This is a genomic window from Geothrix mesophila (genome assembly GCF_022808835.1).
Classification (GTDB): Bacteria; Acidobacteriota; Holophagae; order Holophagales; family Holophagaceae; genus Geothrix; species Geothrix paludis.
Genome location: NZ_JAKZLD010000004.1, coordinates 157,006 through 176,015, shown reverse-complemented (window position 1 = coordinate 176,015; position 19,010 = coordinate 157,006). Strand labels below are relative to the sequence as shown.

Here is a 19,010-nt window from a genome sequence, read left to right as displayed (position 1 = left end):
CATCCTCACCCGCAGCAGCCGGGCGCGCAGCAGGCCCGTTCCGCCGATTTCGCCGCCTTGGTGGCTTCCACCTGGACGCTCAGCACCGAACCGGCCAGCTGTTCCAGCTCCTCCGGGCTCATGCCCGGGTAGCGCTGCTTGGCGAGCTCCATCAGCTCCGGCGAGAGTTCCGCCAGGCCGAAGCGCCGCTCCGAGGCCACGGTCACGCCCTCGAAGCCCGCGGCGCGGATGGCGGCCAGGTAGTCGTCCTTCAACATCGCGCCGGAAATGCAGGCCGCGTAGACGTCCAGATCCTGGAGCAGCGCCTCGGGCAGGGGCCGCGCAAGCACCAGGTCGGAGACCTGGAGGCGTCCGCCGGCTTTGAGCACGCGGAAGGCCTCGCGGAACACCTTGGCTTTGTCCGGGGCGAGGTTCACCACGCAGTTGGAGAGGATCACGTCCACGCTGGCATCGTCCACGGGCAGGGCCTCGATGTCACCCCGGCGGAACTCGACGTTCCCGTAGCCGTGCTTCCGGGCCAGGGAGGTGGCCCGCTCGATCATCTCCGGCGTCATGTCCACGCCGATGACGCGGCCTTCGGGTCCCACCCGCTGGGCGGCGAGGAAGGCGTCGAAGCCCGCGCCGGAGCCCAGGTCCAGCACGGTCTCGCCGGGCTTCAGGGCCGCCAGGGCCACCGGGTTGCCGCAGCCCAGGCCCAGGTTGGCGCCTTCGGGCACGGCGGCGAGGTCTTTCGGGTCGTAGCCCAGGTCCAGGCTGGCGTCCCCGGGGGCGCAGCAGGAGGTTCCCCCGCCGCAGCAGCTCTGGTTCTTGGTGACGAAGCCGGCGTAGCGGTCGCGGACGGCGGATTTCAAGGTTTCGGGTTCCATGGTGGCCTTTCAGATGGAGGTTTCCCGGGACACCGGAGGCATCCACGTCCCAGGACGATGGAAGGTCAGTCCCTGCGGCAGCAGGGCGAAGGTTGGGGCTCGTCCGCCGCGCCACCGGCGCAGCAGTCCTGCCAGAGGTATTCGGTCAGCGCCCGCAGGGTGCCGTAGTCGGCGCGGTAGCGGAGCGTGGTGCCTTCGCGGGCCACCAGCACCAGGCCGGCGTCGGCGAGGGTGGCCAGATGATGGCTGAGGGTGGAGGCCGGGATGTCCAGGCGCGACTGCAGCTCTCCGGCGGGCGTCCCCGCCTCGGGGCCCTGCACCAGGCGGCGCAGGATGGACAGGCGGAGCGGATGCCCGAGGGCCTTCAGCCGCTCCGCCGCCTGTTCCACACGCCCGGTCATGGTCTCCTCCTGAACTAATTCTAGATTTGTCGAAATAGAGTGCAAGGCCTAATTTCGATTTCTTTCGAAATTCACGACATCCAGCCCCGCTCCCGACCGAGGGCCTCCAGGCGGCGGGCGATCTCGTCCCGGGCGGCGCGGAAGCGGGCACGCAGGTCCTCGGGCGTGAGCGAAGGATCGTCGCTGGCGGGATCGGGGATGGGCCAGTGCAGCCGCTCGGCCTTGCCCAGGAAGGCGGGGCAGACTTCCTCGGCGCAGAGGGTGATGACCAGGTTCACGGAGGCCGGGTCGATGTCCGACACGGGCTTCGAGGTGTGCGTCGAGGCGTCGATGCCCCGCTCCGCCAGGGTCTCGATGGCGTAGGGGTTCACGCGGCTGGGCCGGCTGCCGGCGCTCTGGATGCGGAAACCGGGGAAGAGCTGGCGGGCCAGGCCCTCGGCCAGCTGGGACCGGGCGCTGTTGGCCACGCAGAGGAAGAGGATCGAGGTCATGCGGTCTCCGTCACAGGAGCAGTTCCCAGAAGCCCACATCCACCCAGGCGCCAAACTTCCAGCCGGCCTCGGTCATGTGGCCCACCTTCTTGAAGCCGAGCTTCTCGTGGAGCCGCACGCTGGGCCCGTTGGGCAGGCTCAGGCAGCCCAGAGCGGAATGGAAGCCCCGCTTCCGGAGCTCCTCCAGGAGCGCCTGGTAGAGCGCGGCGCCCCGCCCCTTCCCATGGTGGCCTCGGTCCAGGTAGACGGTGGTCTCCACGGCGAAGCGGTAGGCGTGCCGCGTCCGCCAGGTGGAGCCGTAGGCGTAGCCTCGCACCACACCGTCCTCCTCCCACACGAGCCACGGATAGGCGGCCGTCACCTTGGCGATGCGCGCCCCCATCTCCTCGGCGGTCACGGGCTGCTCCTCGAAGGTGATGATGGTGTCCCGGATGTAGGGGTTGTAGATCTCGGCCAGGGCCGGGGCATCGGTGGGCAGGACGGGGCGGATCATCGGTGGCCTTTCCGGGGGCGCAGCACGCAGGGGCACTGGCCGTGGAGGAGCGCGGCGGCGTCGGTCGTCACGGGCAAGCCCTCCTGGTCCCAGAGGAGCATTCCGCCGTTCAGGCAGGCCACCTGGGTGAAGCCGTGGTCCAGCAGCAGGTGCGCGGCCTCCTTGGTGTAGACGCCGGCGCTGTCCGCCAGGAGCAGGGGGCGGTCCCTGGGCAGCTCGGACAGCAGGCCGGCCAGCTCCTCGTGGGGGATGCGGATGGTCTCGGCCACGTTGAAGGCCTTCATCTCCGCCAGCTCATCGAGGCGGAGGTCCACCAGGACGGCGCCCTCGTTCAGCGCCGCCAGTGCGTCCTTCGGCGCCAGGAAGCGCAGCCCCGCAATCACCATGCCTCTGCCGTCGAAGATGCCCATGGTTCACCTCCCGCGGGAATCCGCCGCGGATCCGGTGGTAGTGACGTCCTCCGCGCCGGCGGCGTACCACTTCCGCCGCAGCCAGAGGGCTACGTTGACCAGGCCGATGAGCACGGGAACCTCCACCAGTGGCCCGATGACGGCCGCGAAGGCCGCCCCGTGCGCGATGCCGAAGGTGCCGACGGCCACGGCGATGGCCAGCTCGAAGTCGTTGGAGGCGGCCGTGAAGGAGAGCGTGGCCGTGTGGCCGTAGGGGGCGCCCAGCCGGTGGCTGATCCAGAACGAGACGAAGAACATGATGAGGAAGTAGAGCAGCAGGGGCAGGGCGACCCGCGCGACGTCGAAGGGCACCCGGACGATGCTGTCGCCCTTCAGGCTGAACATCACCACGATGGTGAACAGCAGCGATACCAGGGTGATGGGGCTGATGGCCGGCACGAAGCGGTGGTCGTACCACTCGTGGCCCTTCATCCGGACCAGGACCAGGCGGGTGATGAGCCCCGCCGCGAACGGGATGCCCAGGTAGATGAGGACCGTCTTGGCGATCTCGCCCATGGTGATATGGATGGCCACCCCGTGCAGGCCCAGCCAGCCCGGGGCCACCGTGAGGAAGAACCACGCATAGACCGAGTAGAGCAGCATCTGGAAGACGGCGTTGAAGGCCACGAGCCCCGCGCAGTACTCGCGGTTCCCGCAGGCCAGGTCGTTCCAGACGATGACCATGGCAATGCACCGCGCGAGCCCCACGAGGATGAGGCCCGCCATGTATTCGGGCTTGTCGCGGAGGAAGAGCACCGCCAGGAGGAACATGACCACCGGGCCCGCCACCCAGTTCTGGATGAGGGAGAAGGTCAGGACCTTCCGGTTCAGGAACACCTTCCCCATCTCCTCGAAGTGCACCTTCGCCAGCACGGGGTACATCATCAGGATGAGCCCCGCGGCGATGGGCAGGCTGGTGGTGCCCACGTTGAGGCTGTTCACCGCCCGGTTGAAGCCCGGGACGGCGTAGCCCAGCAGGATGCCCAGCCCCATGGCGAGGAAGATCCACAGGGTCAGGAAGCGATCAAGGAAGGACAGCCTGCCTGTGGACATGGGCTTCTCCTAGTGGCAGTCGCAGTCGTCGCCGCAGTCGCCCTTCTGGCCGCCGGCCTCTTCGCAGGCGCAGGCGCCGCCGCAGCAGCCGCCGCTCTCGCCCACCAGCGTGGTCTGGGCCAGGGCCATGATCTGGGAGTGGGGGTCGCCCTTCACGCGCAGGGCCATGTTCACGGCCTCGATCATGTCGTCCTTGGACACGCCCAGCTCTTCCAGGCGGCTCTGGTGGGCGCGGAAGGCGCGCTCGGCGTTGGATCCGATGGCGGCGCCCAGGGCGATGAGGTTGAGGGTGGTCTCGCTGAGACCGGTGGCTTCCGTCTCAGTCTGGGCCTGGGTGGTCATGCGTGCTCCTGGAGGGTGCGTGAAGGGGGACAGGCGACGGGGTCGCAGGTGTCGCAGCGGAGGGCGCGGGCCTGGGCCCGATCCCGGGACAGCTCGGTCTCGGCGCCAGCCATGAGGGGCCAGAGGGCCTCCAGCAGGGGCCGGGTGGCAGCCTCGTCGGCCAGGGCCACGTGGACCCAGCGGCCCACCTTCCACTCGCGCACCAGGCCCGTGCGGCGAAGGCCGGTCAGGTGCTCGGAGACGGTGGAGGGCGCCAGGCCTAGCACCTCGGCCACCTCGCAGACGCACAGCTCGCCCCCGTGCAGGAGCGCGAGGATGCGCAGGCGCACGGGATGGGCCAGGACTTTGAGGGTGTCCACGAGGGGCCGGAGAGGTTCAGAGGTCATTTCGCTATTTCCCGAAACATCGTCAGCATACGCTCAAACCCGAGTCTTGTCATACCTCGTTTTTTGATGTTTTCTAGAGGCCTCATCCCTCCTGGAGGTCCCATGACGCGGTTCCCCTCCGCCCTGCCCTGGCTGGCCCTGGCCGCCCTCCTCCGGGCCCAGGCCCCCTTTCCGGCTGCGCCGGCCCCCTCCCCGGTGCCGGTCCTGAAGGAGTATCCCGCCACGCCGGCCGGCCGCCTGCTCCGGGAGATCCACGACCATGCGGCGGTGGTGGCGCGGGTGGAGCAGCTCTGCGACACCATCGGCCCCCGCCTCACGGGCTCGGAGCAGCTCCGCCGGGCCCAGGCCTGGGCCATGGGCGAGCTGACGCGATTCGGCGCGGTGAATGTCCACGAGGAGGCCTACGACTTCGGCCTGGCCTGGACCCGGGGCACGGACAGCGCCCGCCTGCTCACGCACAACGGCATTCGGTTCCGGGTGGATCAGCAGGCCTGGACCCCCGCCACCCGCGGCGCGATCCAGGGCGAGCTGATCCTGGTGGATGCCCGGAACCTCCAGGAACTGCAGGCCTTCAAGGGCCAGCTCAAGGGGAAGATCCTCCTGCGCACCAACCCCGACGACAAGCGGCCCCCGCTGGCGCGCCGGGGGGCGGACTTCGCGGCCTACCAGGCCGAGCAGGCGGCCATGGCCCAATTCCTCCAGGAGGAGGGCGCCCTCGCGGCCCTGACCATGTCCGGCCGGAAGAACGGCCTGGGCTTCGCCGCCGGCGGCGCGGGCCGCGACCCGAAGAAGGCGGGCCTCCCCGCCGCCTACGTCCCCCAGGAGCCCTACAAGATGCTGCTGCGCCTCCTGGCCCGGAAGGAGCCGGTGAAGCTGGAGCTGAGCCTCGGCGGCGCCTTCTCCAAGACCCCGGTGCAGGCCTTCAACGTGGTGGGCGAGCTCAAGGGGACCGAGAAACCCGACGAGGTGGTGATCCTCGGCGCCCACCTGGACAGCTGGGACCTGGGCACCGGCGCCACGGACAACGCCACAGGCAGCGCCATCGTCCTGGAGGCCCTGCGCGCCTTCCAGGCCACGGGCCTGAAGCCGGAGCGCACGATCCGCTTCGTGCTCTTCAGCGGCGAGGAACAGGGGCTGCTGGGCTCCCGCGCCTACGTGGAGGCCCACCGGACCGAGCTGGACGCCATCCAGGCGGTGCTGGTCCACGACATGGGCACGGGCATGGTGAAGGGCTTCACCTTGCAGGGCCGGGAGGACTGCCGCGGCCCCATGGCCCAGGCCATCGCGCCGCTCAACGACCTGGGCGTGAAGGATCTTTCGCTGCGCGTCATGGGCAGCACGGACCACGCCCCCTTCGACCGGGCCGGCGTCCCAGCCTTCCCCGCCACCCAGGATCCGGCGGACTACTTCCTGGGCACCCACCACAGTCAGATGGACTTCCCGGACCACGTGATTCCGGACCAGCTCGTGCAGGGCGCCCAGGCCATGGCCGTCACCGCCTGGGAGCTGGCGGAGATGCCGGGCCGCCTGCCCCACGGCGTGAACCTGCGGCCGCCCGTGGGAGCCGTGAATCCGTCCGCCCCGCGCTGATCCCGTCCCTCAGGCCCCCGGACCCGGTTCCCGTCCCAGCACCGCCTCGGCCTGATCCAGGGCCGAGGCCGGGCCGCTGAGGGCCAGCAGATCGCCCGCCTGGAGACGCGCGTCGGGCCGGGGCTCCAGCAGGTGGCCCTCCCGCAGCAGGGCCACCAGGGCCGCACCCGAACCGCCCGGCAGATCCAGGTCCCCGAGGCTGCGACCCAGCGAGGGGCAGCGGGGCCCGATGCGGAGGGTGCGCCAGCCCCCAGCCGGAGCCGCCGGCGCCGCATCTGGATCGCCCCAGGGATCCCGGGCCTCCGCGCCCATCCAGTCGGCGCCGGCATCCAGATCCCTCTGAAGGCTCCGGGCCCGCCGCCAGAGCAGCAGCGGGATCGCCAGGGCTGCGGCCGCGCCCAGCGCGCCCAGGGAGGCCAGGGGAATGAGGGCCGAGACCGCCGCCAGCACGGGCAGGCCCGTGAGCAGCAGCACGCCGAGGCGCAGTCCCGTGCGGAAGGCGCGGCGCATGTCGGGACGGCTGCCCAGGCCGCCGGGACCCGGCAGGTCCAGCAGACGCTCGGCCAGGGTCCGGGTGCGGCGCACCATGCGGCTCACCAGGAAGCCCACCACGACCACCGCCGCCAGCAGGACCGCGCCCTGGGCCAGGGTGTGGCCCAGCGCGCCCCGCCCCTCGAGCCAGGTGGCCCCCAGCCGCATCACCCGCGGGGCGAGGACGCCCACCAGGCCGATGAGGACCGCATCCAGCAGCAGGCGCAGGAAGGTCCGCCGCGCCGCGGCCCCCGGGGCCTTGCGGAGGGCCGGGGCGCGCAGGGCGGCGGCCCAGGACTGGTAGAGACCCAGGTAGGTCTTCAGGGCCACGGGCAGGTGCCGCTCCACGAACCGGGCCGCCGGCTCCCCTCCGCTGAGCAGCGCCGGTGTGGCCAGGGCTGTGGCGACGCCGATGGCCGCCAACAGGGCGTAGCGGGAAGGGTCCACCACGCCCAGGCCGATGCCCGCGCTGAGGAGGATGAACCCGAACTCCCCCACCTGTCCGAGGGCGAGGCCCGCGCGCACGCCGAGGGCCAGGGGCAGGCCCGCGAGCGTGGCCCCCACGGTGACGGAAAGCGCGTTCACGACGATGACCAGGGCGGTGAAGAGCAGCACCAGCGGCCAGTCGCGCGCCACCACCGCCGGCTCCATCAGCATGCCCACGGCCACGAAGAACATGGCCGCGAAGAGGTCCCGCAACGGATGGACCAGGTGCTCCACCTTGCGGCCCCGGCCCGACTCGCAGACCAGCATGCCCGCCACGAAGGCGCCCATGGCCACAGAGAACCCCGCCCAGGCCGCCAGCTGGGCCAGGCCGAAGCAGAGGGCCGCCGCCGCCACCAGCAGCACTTCGTCCCGCGCATGGTCCGCCACCCAGCGCACGGCCCGGGGCACCACCAGGCGACCCAGGCCGATGAGCACGGCGAGGAAGGCGACCAGCTTGAGCAGCGTACCCGCGATGGCCCGGGCACTGGGGCCGCCCAGGGAGGCCGCCGCCGTGAGCGCCGCCAGGAGCAGCACGGCGTGGAGGTCCTCCACCAGCAGGACGCCCAGGATCGTCTCCTTCAGCGGACCCCGGATGCCCCGCTCGTCGAAGAGCTTGGCCAGGATCATGGTGGAGGCGATGGCGAGGCTGGCGCCGAAGAAGGCGCTCTCCAGGGGCGGCCAGCCAAGCAGCCGCGCCGCGAGGAAGCCCACCACCAGCTGGGTCCCCACCTGCAGCGTGCCCGTGAGCAGGGCCTGGGGCCCGGCCTGCAGCAGCTTCGACAGGCTGAACTCCAGGCCGATGGTGAACATCAGAAGGATGACGCCCAGCTCGCCCATGAGACGCACGTTGCCCAGGTCCGCCACGAGCGGCACGGGCACATGAGGACCGACGATCATGCCCGCCAGGAGGTACCCGAGTACCGCCGGCAGCTTCAGCTTCTGGAAGAGCACCGAGGTCAGTGCGGCGACGCCCAGCACCATGGCCAGGTCCAGCAGGAGGCGCGCGTGCCCCTCCACGGCCTCAGCCCTTGGCCAGCCGCGTGAGGGTCTCCAGCGCGTCCGGCGGCCCCATCACCAGCAGCTCGTCGCCCCTCTGGAAGCGTTCCTCGCCGGACGGGTTGAACCGCAGGCCGGAGCCGGGATGCACGAGGCCCACCAGCAGCGACCCGGTGGCGTGGCGCAGCCGGGCCTCCCGCAGGGTCTGGCCCACCAGGGGCGACCCGGTGGCGATGGCGATGCGCTCCAGGCCCAACTCCAACTGTTCCTGCTGCAGCACGATGTCGAAGAAGTTCATCATCTCGGGCTTGAGCAGCAGGCCGGCCATGCGCCGGCCTCCGATCTCGTAGGGGCTCACGATGTGGTCCGCGCCGGCGGCCTTCAGCTGGCGCTCGGTGCCCAGCTTGGCGCTCCGGGCCACCACAGGGATGTCCGGCCGGATCTGCTTGACGGTGAGGGTCACCAGCACGTTGTCGGCGTCGGTGGTGAGGGCGGTGATGAGGCCGCGGGCCCGGCGGACGCCCGCGCGCTCCAGCACCATCTCCTCCATGGCGTTGCCGTAGAGGATCATCTCGCCGGCGAAGCGCGGGCTGCGGCCCTTGGTCTCGTCCTGCTCGATGATGACGAAGGGAATGCCCGCCTTCTTCAGCTCCCAGGCGGCCTGGAAGCCCATCTTCCCGAAGCCGCAGACGATGATGTGGTCCTTGAGGTCGTCCAGGCGCTTCTGCATGCGGCGCTCCATGATGTAGCCCTTGAGGTCCCCCTCCAGGAGCAGGGCGGTCAGGTTCGACACGGCATAGGAAGCCGTCCCCAGGCCGATGACGAGGTAGAAGATCGTGAAGAGCTTGGTCTGGGCGTTCACGTCGCCCAGTTCCCGGAAGCCCACGGTGAACAGGGTGGTGACGGCCATGTAGAGGCTGTCGAGGGCGTTGAGGTGCGCCAGCTGGTGGTAGCCGAGCCCCCCGCACACGATGACCGCCACCAGCAGGGCCAGGGTGTACTGCAGGCGCCTCAGGGGGACGGCCTGGCGCCCGTTCCGCTTCTCGGGAAATGGCGTCCCGGCCCTCACCTCACCCTCCGAGACCAGCCTTGATGGCGAAGTTGGCGGTGCTGTGCGCCACCAGGTCCGGGCCGCAGGTGAGGCGGCAGGCGAGGATGCCACTGCGGCCGGAGATGCGCACCACCTGGGCTTCCGCACGAACCTCGCCCCGGGCGGGCTCCAGGTAGCGGATGTGCAGATCGGAGGTGGCGAAGGGCATGGCGCCGTCAAAGGCGGTGCTGAGGGCGAGGGCGCTCACCATATCCGCGATGGTGGCCAGCACCCCGCCGTTCACCGTGCCGCGGCTGCCGTTGATGACGGCCTTGGTGGGCGCCAGCACCATGACCGCCTGCCCGGGCGTGACGGATTCGATGGTGAGCCCCCAGCCGCTGATGAGCGGCCAGGGGTGGAAGCGGTCGCGCAGGCGCTCCAGGAGATCCGGCGCGAGGGTCTCGGGTATGTGCGGCTTGACCATGGTCCAGGATAGCTCCATTCGCCGGGGTCACGGCAAAGGAGCCGGGGCTTCACGACCGTGTCACGCCGCCATGGGGCAATGGTTCCGGAGGAACCCCCCATGACCTTTCGTGCGATCGCGCCCATCGTCCTGCTCGCCTTCGGCCTGGCCTGCCAGCCGCCCGGAGCGGTCTCCGCGCCCCCGCCTCCTCCGGCGCCCGCGGCCCGGGAAGTGGCCCTGCCCGCCTACGCCGCGGAACGGCCGGTCTCGGGCGAGCTGAAGAGCGTGGGCTCGGATTCCATGGAACCGCTGATGGTGCTCTGGGGCGAGGACTTCAAGAAGGTCCACCCCCGGGTCGCCACGCAGTTCATCTGCAAGGGCTCGGCCACGGCCCCCAAGGCCCTCCTGGAGGGCAGCGCCATCATGGGCCAGATGAGCCGCGAGATGACCGACGCGGAGCTGGCGGCCTTCCAGGCCAAGTACGGCTACGCGCCCACGCGCATCCCCGTCGCCGTGGACGCCCTGGTGGTCTACGTCAACGCCAACAACCCCATCAAGCAGCTCCGCATGGAGGAGATCGACGCCATCTTCTCCACCACCCGCAAGAGCGGCGCGAAGCGCGACATCCTGCGCTGGGGCGACCTGGGCCTCGGGGGCGACTGGAAGCAGCGCGACATCCAGGCCTACGGACGGGACGAGAACTCCGGCACCCGCGCCTTCTTCCGGGAGCACGTCATGAAGAAGGGCGACTTCAAGCCCGGCGTGAAGGCCTTCATGGACCAGTTCGCCGTGGTGGAGGCCCCGGCGGTGGACGGCGGCGGCATCAGCTACGGCCCTCTTCAGTACGCCAACCGCATGGTGAAGGGCGTGCCCGTCGCCTCCTTCGGCAGCGACCATGCCGTGGAGCCCACCCTGGAAACCATCCAGAACGCCACCTACCCCCTGACCCGCTTCCTCTACATCTATGTGAACAAGACCCCCGGCCGCGCCCTGGATCCCGCCGTGAAGGAGTTCCTCCACTTCGTCCTGTCCCGGGAGGGCCAGGCGGCGGTGGCCAGTTTCGGGGCCGTGTCCATCCCCGGGGACCTGGCGGCCATGGGCGTGGGCAAGCTGAACTGAGGCCGCCATGCCACTCCTGGGGCCCCTGTCGAAACCGCTCGTGCTGTCGCTGCTGCTCGCCGCCCTGCTGGGGATCGGGCCGGAACCCCTTCCCGCGCTGCCTCCCCACCGCACCGTCCTGCAGCTGCCGGCCGCGCCCGCGACGCGAGGAGCTGTCGATCTGCGCCTCCAGGAGAACGGCTCGACCTACCCGGTGCCCGCGGGGCTCGAAGTGCCCCTGCGGATCGAAGGCGACCTCGCGGCGCCTCCGACGGATCCCGGCCGAACCCTGATCCACTTCAGCCTGGAAGCGCCGGTCTATGACGCGCGCCGCCGCGCGCTGCTGCTGCCGGCCGGCACCCGCCTGGTGGGCCTGGTCCACCTGCTGCGCGGCGAGTACCGGTTCGTGGCCTTCCAGTCCCTGACCCTCCCGGACGGCCGCAGCCTGGGGGCTCCGGAGGAAGGGTTCCGCCTCGGCCCGGGAACCCAGCTCGACATCCTTGACGGCGGCCGGGCCACGCTCACCGTGGCCCGGCCCCTCCGCGTCGAGGCCTTCGGGAAGCCCTAGGACCTAGAGCTTCAGCACACCCTTGAGGGTCTCGGCCATGTCCTGGAAGACCTTCGTCTGGACACTGTGGGGATGCTCGGCCACGAAGGGCTTGCCGCTGTCCCCGCCCTCGCGGATGGCCAGGTCGATGGGCACTTCGCCCAGGAAGGGCAGCTCCATGCGGATGGCCGCGGCCTTCACGCCGCCGTGGCCGAAGATCTGGGTCTCCTTCCCGCAGCCGGGGCAGATGAAGCTGCTCATGTTCTCGATGATGCCCAGCACGGGCACCTTCACCGTGCCGAACATGCCGATGGCCTTCTTGGCGTCGAGGAAGGCCACGTCCTGGGGCGTGCTGACGATGACCGCGCCGTCCACCTGGGCGTTCTGGATGAGGGTGAGCTGCACGTCGCCGGTGCCGGGCGGCAGGTCGATGAGCAGCACGTCCAGGTCGCCCCAGGCCACGTCCTTCAGGAACTGCTGGAGGGCCTTGTTGAGCATGGCGCCGCGCCAGATGACCGGCCGGTCCTCCTCGATGAGCAGGCCCATGGACATGACCTTGATGCCGAACTTCTCCAGGGGCAGGATCTGGCCGTCCGGCGTGCCCAGGGGCGAGTCCTTCAGGCCCAGCATCATGGGGATGGAGGGGCCGTAGATGTCCGAGTCCAGCAGGCCCACCTTGAGGCCCTCCTGGGCCAGGGCGATGGCGAGGTTGGCGGTGACCGTGCTCTTGCCCACGCCGCCCTTGCCGGAGCCCACCACCACGCAGCGCTTGATGCCGGGGATGAGGTTCTTGAACTCCACCTGGGCCGTCTTCTCCCAGCCGATCTCGATGTCCGCCGCCGTGACGCCCGGCTGGTTGAGGATGATCTCCTCCAGCGCCTGCTTGATGGCCGCCACGCGGTCCCGGTAGGCATCCATGAGCTGGAGCAGCACCGTCACCTTGCCCTCGGTGACATCGATGCCCTTCACGGCCTTCAGGTTCGTGAGCGTGGCGTTGGTGCCGGGGACGACATAGGCGTTCAAGGCTTCAAACAGGGCGGCGCGGCTGATCTTCGTCATGCGTGTCTCCAGCCGTCCAGTTTGACATGGGTACCACCAAAGGCTGAAACCGCGAAAGGCGCGAAACGCCCTGCGGGCGCGCGAAAAGAAATTGAGTCATAGAAATGAATCTATTCCCCACCCGCCTGATTTCTTTTCGGCCCTTTTCGCGGTTTTCGCGGTTTCAAATGTCCTGGTCCAACGGCCCCAGCTTCTGAGTCAAAGCCCCCACCCCGCTGGCCAGCAGGGTGTGCTCGTAGATTCGGAGCTGGCTGCGGAGGGGCGGGTCCTGGGGATCCAGGCCCCGGCGCAGCACGTCGCCCTCGGGACCGAGGACCCGGCCCTTCAGGGTGTCATGCAGCTGGAGCTCCACCATCTCCATCACCTGGGCGGCCAGCACTGGATCCACCAGGGGGAAGGCCAGCTCCACCCGGCGATCCAGGTTGCGGGGCATGAGATCGGCGCTGGCGAGCAGCGTCTCGGGCTGCCCGTCGTTGGCGAAGTGGTAGATCCGGGCATGCTCCAGGAAGCGGTCGAGGATGGACAGGGCGCGGATGTTCTCTGACAGCCCCGGCACGCCGGGGCGCAGACAGCAGGTGCCCCGCACGATGAGGTCCACCTTCACGCCCTCGCGGCTGGCCTCGTAGAGCAGCTGGATGAGCTGCGGGTCCACCAGGGCGTTCATCTTGAGCACCATCCGAGCCGGGTGCCCCTTCCGCGCATGGCCGATCTCCCGCTGGATGCGCTCCTTGAGGGCCTTCTTCAGGTGCTGGGGCGCCAGGAGGATCTGGTTGAACTTCGGAGGGCGGGTGTAGCCCGTGAGCATGTTGAAGAGGTTGGAGAGGTCCTCGCCGAATTCCGGGCGGGCCGTGAAGAGACCCAGGTCCGAGTAGAGGCGGCTGGTCCGCTCGTTGTAGTTGCCCGTGCCCAGGTGGCAGTAGCGCTGGATGCCGGCGGCCTCCTGACGCACCACGAGGCAGGCCTTGCAGTGGATCTTGTGGTTGGGCAGGCCGTAGACCACGTGCACGCCGGTCTTCTCCAGGCGCCGGGCCCAGGCGATGTTCGCGGCCTCGTCGAAGCGGGCCCGCAGCTCCACGATGGCCGCCACCTGCTTGCCGCGCTCCGCGGCGCGCTCCAGGGCCGCGGCCACAGGGCTGTTGGCCGTCACCCGGTAGAGCGTCATCTTGATGGCGAGGACCTTGGGATCCTCGGCCGCCTCCCGCACGAAGCGCACCACGCTGTCGTCGAAGCTCTGGTAGGGGTGGTGGAGGAGGATGTCGTTCTTGGCGATGGCGTCGAAGACGCTGCCCGCCTGGTCCAGCTGGGGCACGGGCAGGGGCGGCAGGGGCGAGTCCTTGAGGTGGGGCAGGTCGAGCTGGATGTAGAGCTGCATCAGATCCGAGAAGGCCGTGAGGCCCGAGCTGGGGTAGAGGTCCTCGGGGCTCAGCTCCATCTCCTCGATGAGCAGGTCCAGCACCTTGGCGGACAGGCCGTGCTCGTACTGAAGGCGCACAACGGCGCCGCGGCGGCGGTCCCGCAGGCTCTCCTCCACGGTCTTGAGCAGGTCCTCGGATGGATCCTCCTCCACCGGCTGGTCCGAGTCGCGGGTGACGCGGATGGCGTGGCAGCACTTCACCGCGTAGCCCAGGAAGAGGCGGGCCAGGTGGTGGCGGACCACGTCCTCGAGCATGACGAAGGCGTGGGCGTCCGGCGCCGAGGGCACGCGGAGGAAACGGGAGGCGAGGCCCGTGGGCACGTGGATGAAGGACAGCTCCGAAGCCGGCAGGTCCCCGTCCAGCAGGTCCTCGTCCGGCACCAGTTCCACCACCAGCACCAGGGCCCGGTTGCCCAGGCGGGGGAAGGGGTGGCCCGTGTCCACGGCCAGGGGCGTGATCAAGGGCAGGATGCTGCGCTCGAAGTAGTCGAGGACGAAGGCCTCCTGCGCCCCATCCAGATCCTTCGGGTCGAGGATGCGGATGCCCGCGGCCTCCAGCTGGGGCTCGAGGATGGCGTGGAAGAGCTCGTGCTGCCGGGCGGAGTAGGCGTGGATCCGCCCCGCCACCCGCTCCAGCAGCTGGCGGGGCGTGAGGCCATCCGGGCCGGGCTGGGTGATCCCGGCGTCGATCTGCCGCCAGATGCCCGCCACCCGCACCATGAAGAACTCGTCCCAGTTGTTCGATACGATGCCGAGGAACTTCACCCGCTCCAGCAGGGGTACCGAGGGGTCCTCCGCCTCCTCCATGACCCGCGCGTTGAAGTCCAGCCAGCTCAGCTCGCGGTTGAGCAGCTCCTCGGGGCGGGGAATGGGGTGGAACATGGAAGCAGGATAATCCCGGCCTGTGACGGCCGTGCGCCGGGCCGCGGGGAATATCCCCTTTGGTTTCGGGGCTTTTTCAGGCAGAATCGGTGGTTCGGCCCTCCATCGGGAGGCGCCGAGCGGTCCGCCCGGACCCACCCCAACGAGAGGGCGGCAGCCAGCCGCCAGGTAGGAGGAAGACATGTCCCAGGAAGTCCTGGTCGTCCCCAAGCGCGAGACCTTCGGCAAGGCCGCCATCCGTGATCTCAAGAAGAGCGGCATGATCCCCGCCGTGGTCTATGGCCTGAACGAGGCGCCCATCGCCATCGCCATCAGCCCCAAGGCCGTGGCCCGCGTGCTGGCCAGCGACGCCGGCATGAACTCCGTGATGTTCCTCCAGCGCGAGGGCACGGACATCAAGCGCCACGTCATCATCAAGGACCTGCAGCGCGACCCCATCACGGGCCGCCTCCGTCACGTCGACTTCATGCGCGTGGACATGACCCACAAGGTGCGCGTGAAGGTGCCCGTGCGCCTCATCGGCACCGCCATCGGCGTGAAGAGCATGGGCGGCATTCTCGACTTCGCCCACCGCGAGATCGAGCTCGAGTGCCTGCCCAGCATCATCCCCGCCCACATCGACGTGGACGTGACCAACCTGGCCGTGGGTGACAGCATCCGCTTCGAGCAGATCGCCCTCATGCCCAACGTGGCCTTCGTGGGCGACGCCCACCAGACGGTCTGCTCCGTCCGCGGCAAGGCCGCCGAGGAGGAGGAGACCGCCGCGCCGGCCGCCGCCGCCGAGCCCGAAGTGGCCAAGAAGGGCAAGAAGGAAGAGAAGAAGTAGCTATCAGCTGTCAGCCATCAGGAAAGCGGGCGCCTTTCGGTGCCCGCTTTTTTTGGAGGTTGACAGAAGTAAGTACTTACTTACACTCGATGCATGGCTGGATCTTCCCTGGAACTCACCTCTAAGCGTGTGGAAATTACGGATGCGGCGCTCCGAATCATCGAGGGCCGGGGCATCGCGGCCCTGACCACCAGCACCCTGGCGGCCGAGCTGGGCGTGAGCAGCGGCGCGCCCTTCCGCCACTTCGCGAACCGGGAGGCCATCCTCGAGGCCGTGGTCCTGCGGGTGGAGGAGCTGATCCTCGGCACCTTCCCCCCAGAGACGGACCCGCCCCTGGAGCGCCTCCTGGCCCTGCTCCGGGCCCGCGCCAGGGTGGTGGGCGGCCATCGCGGCATCGGCCGGCTGATGTTCTCCGAGCAGTTCGCCCTGGCCCTGCCGGCCGCCGCCGCCGAGCGGCTCCGCTCCGTGGTCATGCGGACCCGAGCCTTCCTTCAGGCCGCCCTTGAGGAGGGGCAGCGGGAAGGTGCCATTCGCGGCGATCTCACGGCGGGGGCCCTGCTGTCCGTGGTCTTCGGAATGCTCATGCAACTCGTGCACGCCCAGGCCGTCGGCCAGGGCCGAACCCAGGACGCCGATGAAACCTGCGCCACCCTTCTGGCGTTACTGCAACCCCCGCCAGCCCCCTGAGCCGGCGGCTTCCCGGAGTTACCCATGCGAAAGCTTCCCATCCTGTTCGCGGCCCTCCTCGCCGGCCTCAGCGCCCTGCCCCTGAGCGCCCATTGCGATGCCCTGGACGGCCCCGTGATCGTCACCGCCCGGAAGGCGCTGGCGAAGGGCGACGTCAACCTGGTTCTCGCCTGGGTGAAGGCCGAGGACGAGGCGCAGATCCGCGCGGCCTTCGCCCGCACCCTCAAGGTCGGCGCCCTGGGCCCCGAAGCGAAGGACCTGGCCGAGACCTACTTCTTCGAGACCCTGGTGCGGATCCACCGCGCCGGCGAAGGTGCGCCCTACACGGGCCTCAAGCCTGCGGGCCTGGACCTGGGCCCTGCCATCCCCGCTGCCGACAAGGCCATGGCCTCCGGCGACTTGAAGCCCGTGTTCGACCTCATGCACAGCGTCCTCAAGCCCGGCCTCGAAGCCCGCTTCAAGGAGGCCCGCGCCGCCCGGAGCCAGGCGTCGTCCGATCCCGCCTCCGGCCGAAAGGCCGTGGCCGCCTACGTGGACTTCCTCCACTACGTGGATGGCGTCTACCGCCTCTCCGCCGGCGGGGCCGCCCACGCCGAGGGCGCCGAGGCCGAAGCCCACGCCGCCCCCGCCAAGCCGGAGTCCCATCACCAGCACTGAGCACCCTTCCGGCACGGAGCACGCGGGCGCCATGCGGCGCCCGCCGCCTTTTCCGGGAGCTGATAGCCGACAGCTGATAGCTTCAACCCATGTGGACCCTCGTTCCCCTCGGCAATCCCGGCCCCGAGTACCAGGACACTCGGCATAATCTCGGTCGTCTCATGCTCCAGCGCTGGATGGCGGACAGGGAGCTGACGCCATCCCCGGCCAAGCGGTTCCCCTCGGGCACGCTCTATCCGCTGACGGACCGCCTCCAGGCCCTGGTGCCCTCCACCTACATGAATCTCTCCGGGGAGGCCTGCCTCCAGGCCGAAGCCGCGGGGATCTACCCCCGCAGGCTGGTGCTCCTCTACGACGACAAGGACCTGCCCCTGGGCACGGGCCGCTTCCGTCTCGACGGCTCCAGCGGCGGCCACAACGGCCTCCGCTCCGTGTTCGAGTGCCTGGGCACCACGGACATCGCCCGCCTCCGCCTGGGCATCGGCCCCTTCCAGCGCCCCCTGGTGGACTACGTGCTGCAGCGATGGACCGACGCCGAATGGGAGGCCATCGACCGGCTGGACGCCCCTTTCGCCCGGTTCCTGGATCTGCTCGGGCAGACGGAGGATCTGGGTGGCCTGGCGAACCAGGTGAATCCGGCAGCGTTCTGGGGGCCGCCGGACGCGGACCGCTGAGCGAGCATCCTATTTCCCGGTCGCAGGACCCGCCGGCGGAGGGACGGGGATCGGGAGGATGCTGGCCACCCGCCACCGCCCCTCGGTCCGGACCAGAGTCTGGTTCAGAAGGAACTGGGCCTCCTGGGGCGGCTGTCCGGCAGGTCCCAGGGTGAAGCGCACGGGGACGAACAGCTGGGCTGCGTCACCCCTCGTGAACACCACCCGGAAGGCCGCGTAGTCCGGTTCGAGGTGCCAGGTGCCCTTGTAGAGGGCCTCGAATCGTCGCAGGGTCTCCGGCCGGCCCCAGATCGCCGCCCCCCGGGTGATCCAGAGGAACTGATCGGAGTCGAGGAGGAGCGGTTCCAGGGCCTTCGCATCGTGGGCGTTCTGAGCGGCCACGAAGGCTTCGAAACCCTTCCGGATCTCCTCCGCGGGGTTCTGGGCTGCGGTCGGGAGCGCGGTCAGCAGGGGCACCACCACCAAGGTCCATGGGCGCATGGCTTCCTCCCGAGCGGTCCATCACAGACACGCGACTGCCAATATGACCAAAACAGCCTGTCCGTCAATATTCAATTAAGAAAATTACGACTAATTAATAGAATCTGGATTCTTTGCCATCCCGTGATACCCGGCCCCGGAGGGGAGGCCTGGGGCGAAGGCTTTCCATTGATCTCAGGCCCTTTCCGCGAGAAACTGCTTCTTCGCGCCCTCGCCGGAGGGCGTCTTCCTTGCTCCCCGGAACCCAGAGGGGGGCTTCACATCCACAAGGAGGACAGATGCGTCACTACGAGACCATCTTCATCGCCTCCCCCACGCTGACGGACGAGCAGAGCGATGAGCTCGTCAAGCAGTTCGAGGGGATCATTGCCGAGCAGGGTGGCGAGCTGCTCAAGACCGACAAGTGGGGCCGCAAGAAGCTGGCCTACGAAGTCCAGAAGTTCAGCGAGGGCTACTACACGCTGTTCGAGATGAACGCGGGTCCCGACCTCATCGCCGAGCTGGAGCGCCGCTTCCGCAACCACGATTCGGTCATCAAGTACCTGAGCGTCCGCATGGACGAGGCCGAGAAGGCTGCGGGCCGCGCCAAGCAGCGCATCGAGCGCGAGGCCAAGCGCAAGGCCCAGGCCGGCATCAAGGAACGTTCCGCTGAAGAGGTGATGGGATGAAGCGCCGCAGCGACGCCAAGAAGGGCAAGCCCAAGAAGAAGAAGGCCTTTGGGGGCCGACGCGCCAAGTTCTGCAAGTTCTGCGTCGAGAAGAGCACCCTCATCGACTACAAGGATGTGAAGACCCTCCAGGCCTTCACCCCCGAGCGCGGCAAGGTGCTGCCCCGCCGCACCAGCGGCGTGTGTGCCGTCCACCAGCGCGCCCTCGTGGAAGCCATCAAGCGCGCGCGGAACATCGCGCTGCTGCCGTTCGCCACGGACTAGCCTCATCGTCCGTTCTCCTTCGGAAGGCCGCCCTCCGGGCGGCTTTCCTATTTCATGGCGATGTTCCGCGCGCGCTACGCACGCACTCGGGCCGGCGGGGCCCCGCTCCGAAGGCTCCCCCCCCCCCGGGGACCCCACCCCCCCCCCCCCCCGCCACCCCCCCCCCGCCGAAACCCCC

At 69.5% G+C, this 19,010-nt stretch carries 23 protein-coding genes; 9 read left to right on the top strand and 14 right to left on the bottom strand.

The window, feature by feature from the left end; all coding sequences use genetic code 11:
- Positions 1-5: 5 nt before the first annotated feature.
- From arsM to MLG87_RS13085, 8 genes are all read right to left on the bottom strand, one after another.
- Complete coding sequence (gene arsM, locus MLG87_RS13120) at positions 6-866, bottom strand: arsenite methyltransferase (RefSeq protein WP_243295600.1); 861 nt, start codon at positions 864-866, stop codon at positions 6-8.
- A 65-nt stretch (positions 867-931) separates the two neighbouring features.
- On the bottom strand, positions 932-1,267 hold the full coding sequence (locus MLG87_RS13115; protein WP_243295599.1) for an ArsR/SmtB family transcription factor: 336 nt from the start codon (positions 1,265-1,267) through the stop codon (positions 932-934).
- A gap of 71 nt (positions 1,268-1,338) precedes the next feature.
- A complete protein-coding gene (locus tag MLG87_RS13110; RefSeq protein WP_243295598.1) occupies positions 1,339-1,758 on the bottom strand; it encodes an arsenate reductase ArsC in 420 nt (139 codons plus the stop codon).
- Between the two features lie 10 nt (positions 1,759-1,768).
- Positions 1,769-2,251 carry an arsinothricin resistance N-acetyltransferase ArsN1 family B gene (locus MLG87_RS13105; protein ID WP_243295597.1) on the bottom strand — a complete coding sequence of 161 codons (483 nt, stop codon included), beginning with the start codon at positions 2,249-2,251 and terminating at the stop codon, positions 1,769-1,771.
- Complete coding sequence (locus MLG87_RS13100) at positions 2,248-2,661, bottom strand: rhodanese-like domain-containing protein (RefSeq protein WP_243295596.1); 414 nt, start codon at positions 2,659-2,661, stop codon at positions 2,248-2,250. The genes MLG87_RS13105 and MLG87_RS13100 overlap by 4 nt, the downstream gene beginning before the upstream one ends.
- 3 nt (positions 2,662-2,664) lie before the next feature.
- Positions 2,665-3,753, bottom strand: a complete 1,089-nt coding sequence (gene arsB, locus MLG87_RS13095) for an ACR3 family arsenite efflux transporter (RefSeq protein WP_243295595.1) — start codon at positions 3,751-3,753, stop codon at positions 2,665-2,667.
- A gap of 9 nt (positions 3,754-3,762) precedes the next feature.
- Positions 3,763-4,095 carry a carboxymuconolactone decarboxylase family protein gene (locus MLG87_RS13090; RefSeq protein ID WP_243295594.1) on the bottom strand — a complete coding sequence of 111 codons (333 nt, stop codon included), beginning with the start codon at positions 4,093-4,095 and terminating at the stop codon, positions 3,763-3,765.
- Positions 4,092-4,481 (bottom strand): ArsR/SmtB family transcription factor, encoded by a 390-nt coding sequence (locus MLG87_RS13085; protein ID WP_243295593.1) that lies wholly within the window; start codon positions 4,479-4,481, stop codon positions 4,092-4,094. The genes MLG87_RS13090 and MLG87_RS13085 overlap by 4 nt, the downstream gene beginning before the upstream one ends.
- 102 nt (positions 4,482-4,583) lie before the next feature.
- On the opposite strand from MLG87_RS13085, the gene MLG87_RS13080 reads away from it, so the two are divergent.
- Entirely contained in the window at positions 4,584-6,071 is a 1,488-nt protein-coding gene (locus tag MLG87_RS13080) for a M20/M25/M40 family metallo-hydrolase (RefSeq protein ID WP_243295592.1), read from the top strand.
- A gap of 9 nt (positions 6,072-6,080) precedes the next feature.
- Here the strand turns inward: MLG87_RS13080 and MLG87_RS13075 are convergent, their stop codons facing one another.
- Genes MLG87_RS13075 through MLG87_RS13065 form a run of 3 tightly spaced genes read right to left on the bottom strand, consistent with a single transcriptional unit; the run spans position 6,081 to position 9,598 of the window.
- Entirely contained in the window at positions 6,081-8,105 is a 2,025-nt protein-coding gene (locus MLG87_RS13075) for a cation:proton antiporter (protein WP_243295591.1), read from the bottom strand.
- 4 nt (positions 8,106-8,109) lie between these two features.
- Positions 8,110-9,153, bottom strand: coding sequence for a potassium channel family protein (locus MLG87_RS13070; protein WP_243295590.1), 1,044 nt, complete (start codon positions 9,151-9,153; stop codon positions 8,110-8,112).
- Between the two features lies 1 nt (position 9,154).
- On the bottom strand, positions 9,155-9,598 hold the full coding sequence (locus MLG87_RS13065) for a PaaI family thioesterase (protein ID WP_243295589.1): 444 nt from the start codon (positions 9,596-9,598) through the stop codon (positions 9,155-9,157).
- A 99-nt stretch (positions 9,599-9,697) separates the two neighbouring features.
- On the opposite strand from MLG87_RS13065, the gene MLG87_RS13060 reads away from it, so the two are divergent.
- Both MLG87_RS13060 and MLG87_RS13055 read left to right on the top strand, forming a co-directional pair.
- Entirely contained in the window at positions 9,698-10,696 is a 999-nt protein-coding gene (locus MLG87_RS13060; RefSeq protein ID WP_243295588.1) for a PstS family phosphate ABC transporter substrate-binding protein, read from the top strand.
- Between the two features lie 7 nt (positions 10,697-10,703).
- A complete protein-coding gene (locus MLG87_RS13055) occupies positions 10,704-11,243 on the top strand; it encodes a TraB/TrbI/VirB10 family type IV secretion system protein (RefSeq protein WP_243295587.1) in 540 nt (179 codons plus the stop codon).
- Positions 11,244-11,246: 3 nt separating this feature from the next.
- Here MLG87_RS13055 and MLG87_RS13050 read toward each other — a convergent pair whose 3' ends face one another.
- Both MLG87_RS13050 and ppk1 read right to left on the bottom strand, forming a co-directional pair.
- The gene (locus tag MLG87_RS13050; protein ID WP_243295586.1) at positions 11,247-12,281 is read right to left on the bottom strand and encodes an Mrp/NBP35 family ATP-binding protein; all 1,035 of its coding nucleotides are present in this window, start codon (positions 12,279-12,281) and stop codon (positions 11,247-11,249) included.
- Between the two features lie 163 nt (positions 12,282-12,444).
- Positions 12,445-14,577 (bottom strand): polyphosphate kinase 1, encoded by a 2,133-nt coding sequence (gene ppk1 / locus MLG87_RS13045; protein ID WP_243295585.1) that lies wholly within the window; start codon positions 14,575-14,577, stop codon positions 12,445-12,447.
- A 181-nt stretch (positions 14,578-14,758) separates the two neighbouring features.
- Between ppk1 and MLG87_RS13040 the strand changes: the two genes are divergently transcribed.
- The 4 genes from MLG87_RS13040 to pth all read left to right on the top strand — a co-directional run bounded on the left by MLG87_RS13040 (position 14,759) and on the right by pth (position 17,421).
- Complete coding sequence (locus MLG87_RS13040; protein ID WP_243295584.1) at positions 14,759-15,403, top strand: 50S ribosomal protein L25; 645 nt, start codon at positions 14,759-14,761, stop codon at positions 15,401-15,403.
- A 93-nt stretch (positions 15,404-15,496) separates the two neighbouring features.
- Positions 15,497-16,090: a TetR/AcrR family transcriptional regulator gene (locus MLG87_RS13035; protein WP_243295583.1), complete on the top strand. Its 594-nt coding sequence runs from the start codon at positions 15,497-15,499 to the stop codon at positions 16,088-16,090.
- 24 nt (positions 16,091-16,114) lie between these two features.
- Positions 16,115-16,747, top strand: a complete 633-nt coding sequence (locus tag MLG87_RS13030; RefSeq protein ID WP_243295582.1) for a DUF6448 family protein — start codon at positions 16,115-16,117, stop codon at positions 16,745-16,747.
- An 89-nt stretch (positions 16,748-16,836) separates the two neighbouring features.
- Positions 16,837-17,421 (top strand): aminoacyl-tRNA hydrolase, encoded by a 585-nt coding sequence (pth, locus tag MLG87_RS13025; RefSeq protein WP_243295581.1) that lies wholly within the window; start codon positions 16,837-16,839, stop codon positions 17,419-17,421.
- A 9-nt stretch (positions 17,422-17,430) separates the two neighbouring features.
- Here the strand turns inward: pth and MLG87_RS13020 are convergent, their stop codons facing one another.
- Entirely contained in the window at positions 17,431-17,901 is a 471-nt protein-coding gene (locus MLG87_RS13020) for a nuclear transport factor 2 family protein (protein ID WP_243295580.1), read from the bottom strand.
- Positions 17,902-18,179: 278 nt separating this feature from the next.
- Here MLG87_RS13020 and rpsF point away from each other — a divergent pair, with 278 nt between their 5' ends.
- A complete protein-coding gene (rpsF, locus tag MLG87_RS13015) occupies positions 18,180-18,569 on the top strand; it encodes a 30S ribosomal protein S6 (protein WP_243288344.1) in 390 nt (129 codons plus the stop codon).
- The gene (gene rpsR, locus MLG87_RS13010) at positions 18,566-18,832 is read left to right on the top strand and encodes a 30S ribosomal protein S18 (RefSeq protein WP_243295579.1); all 267 of its coding nucleotides are present in this window, start codon (positions 18,566-18,568) and stop codon (positions 18,830-18,832) included. The genes rpsF and rpsR overlap by 4 nt, the downstream gene beginning before the upstream one ends.
- The last annotated feature ends 178 nt before the right edge of the window (positions 18,833-19,010 follow it).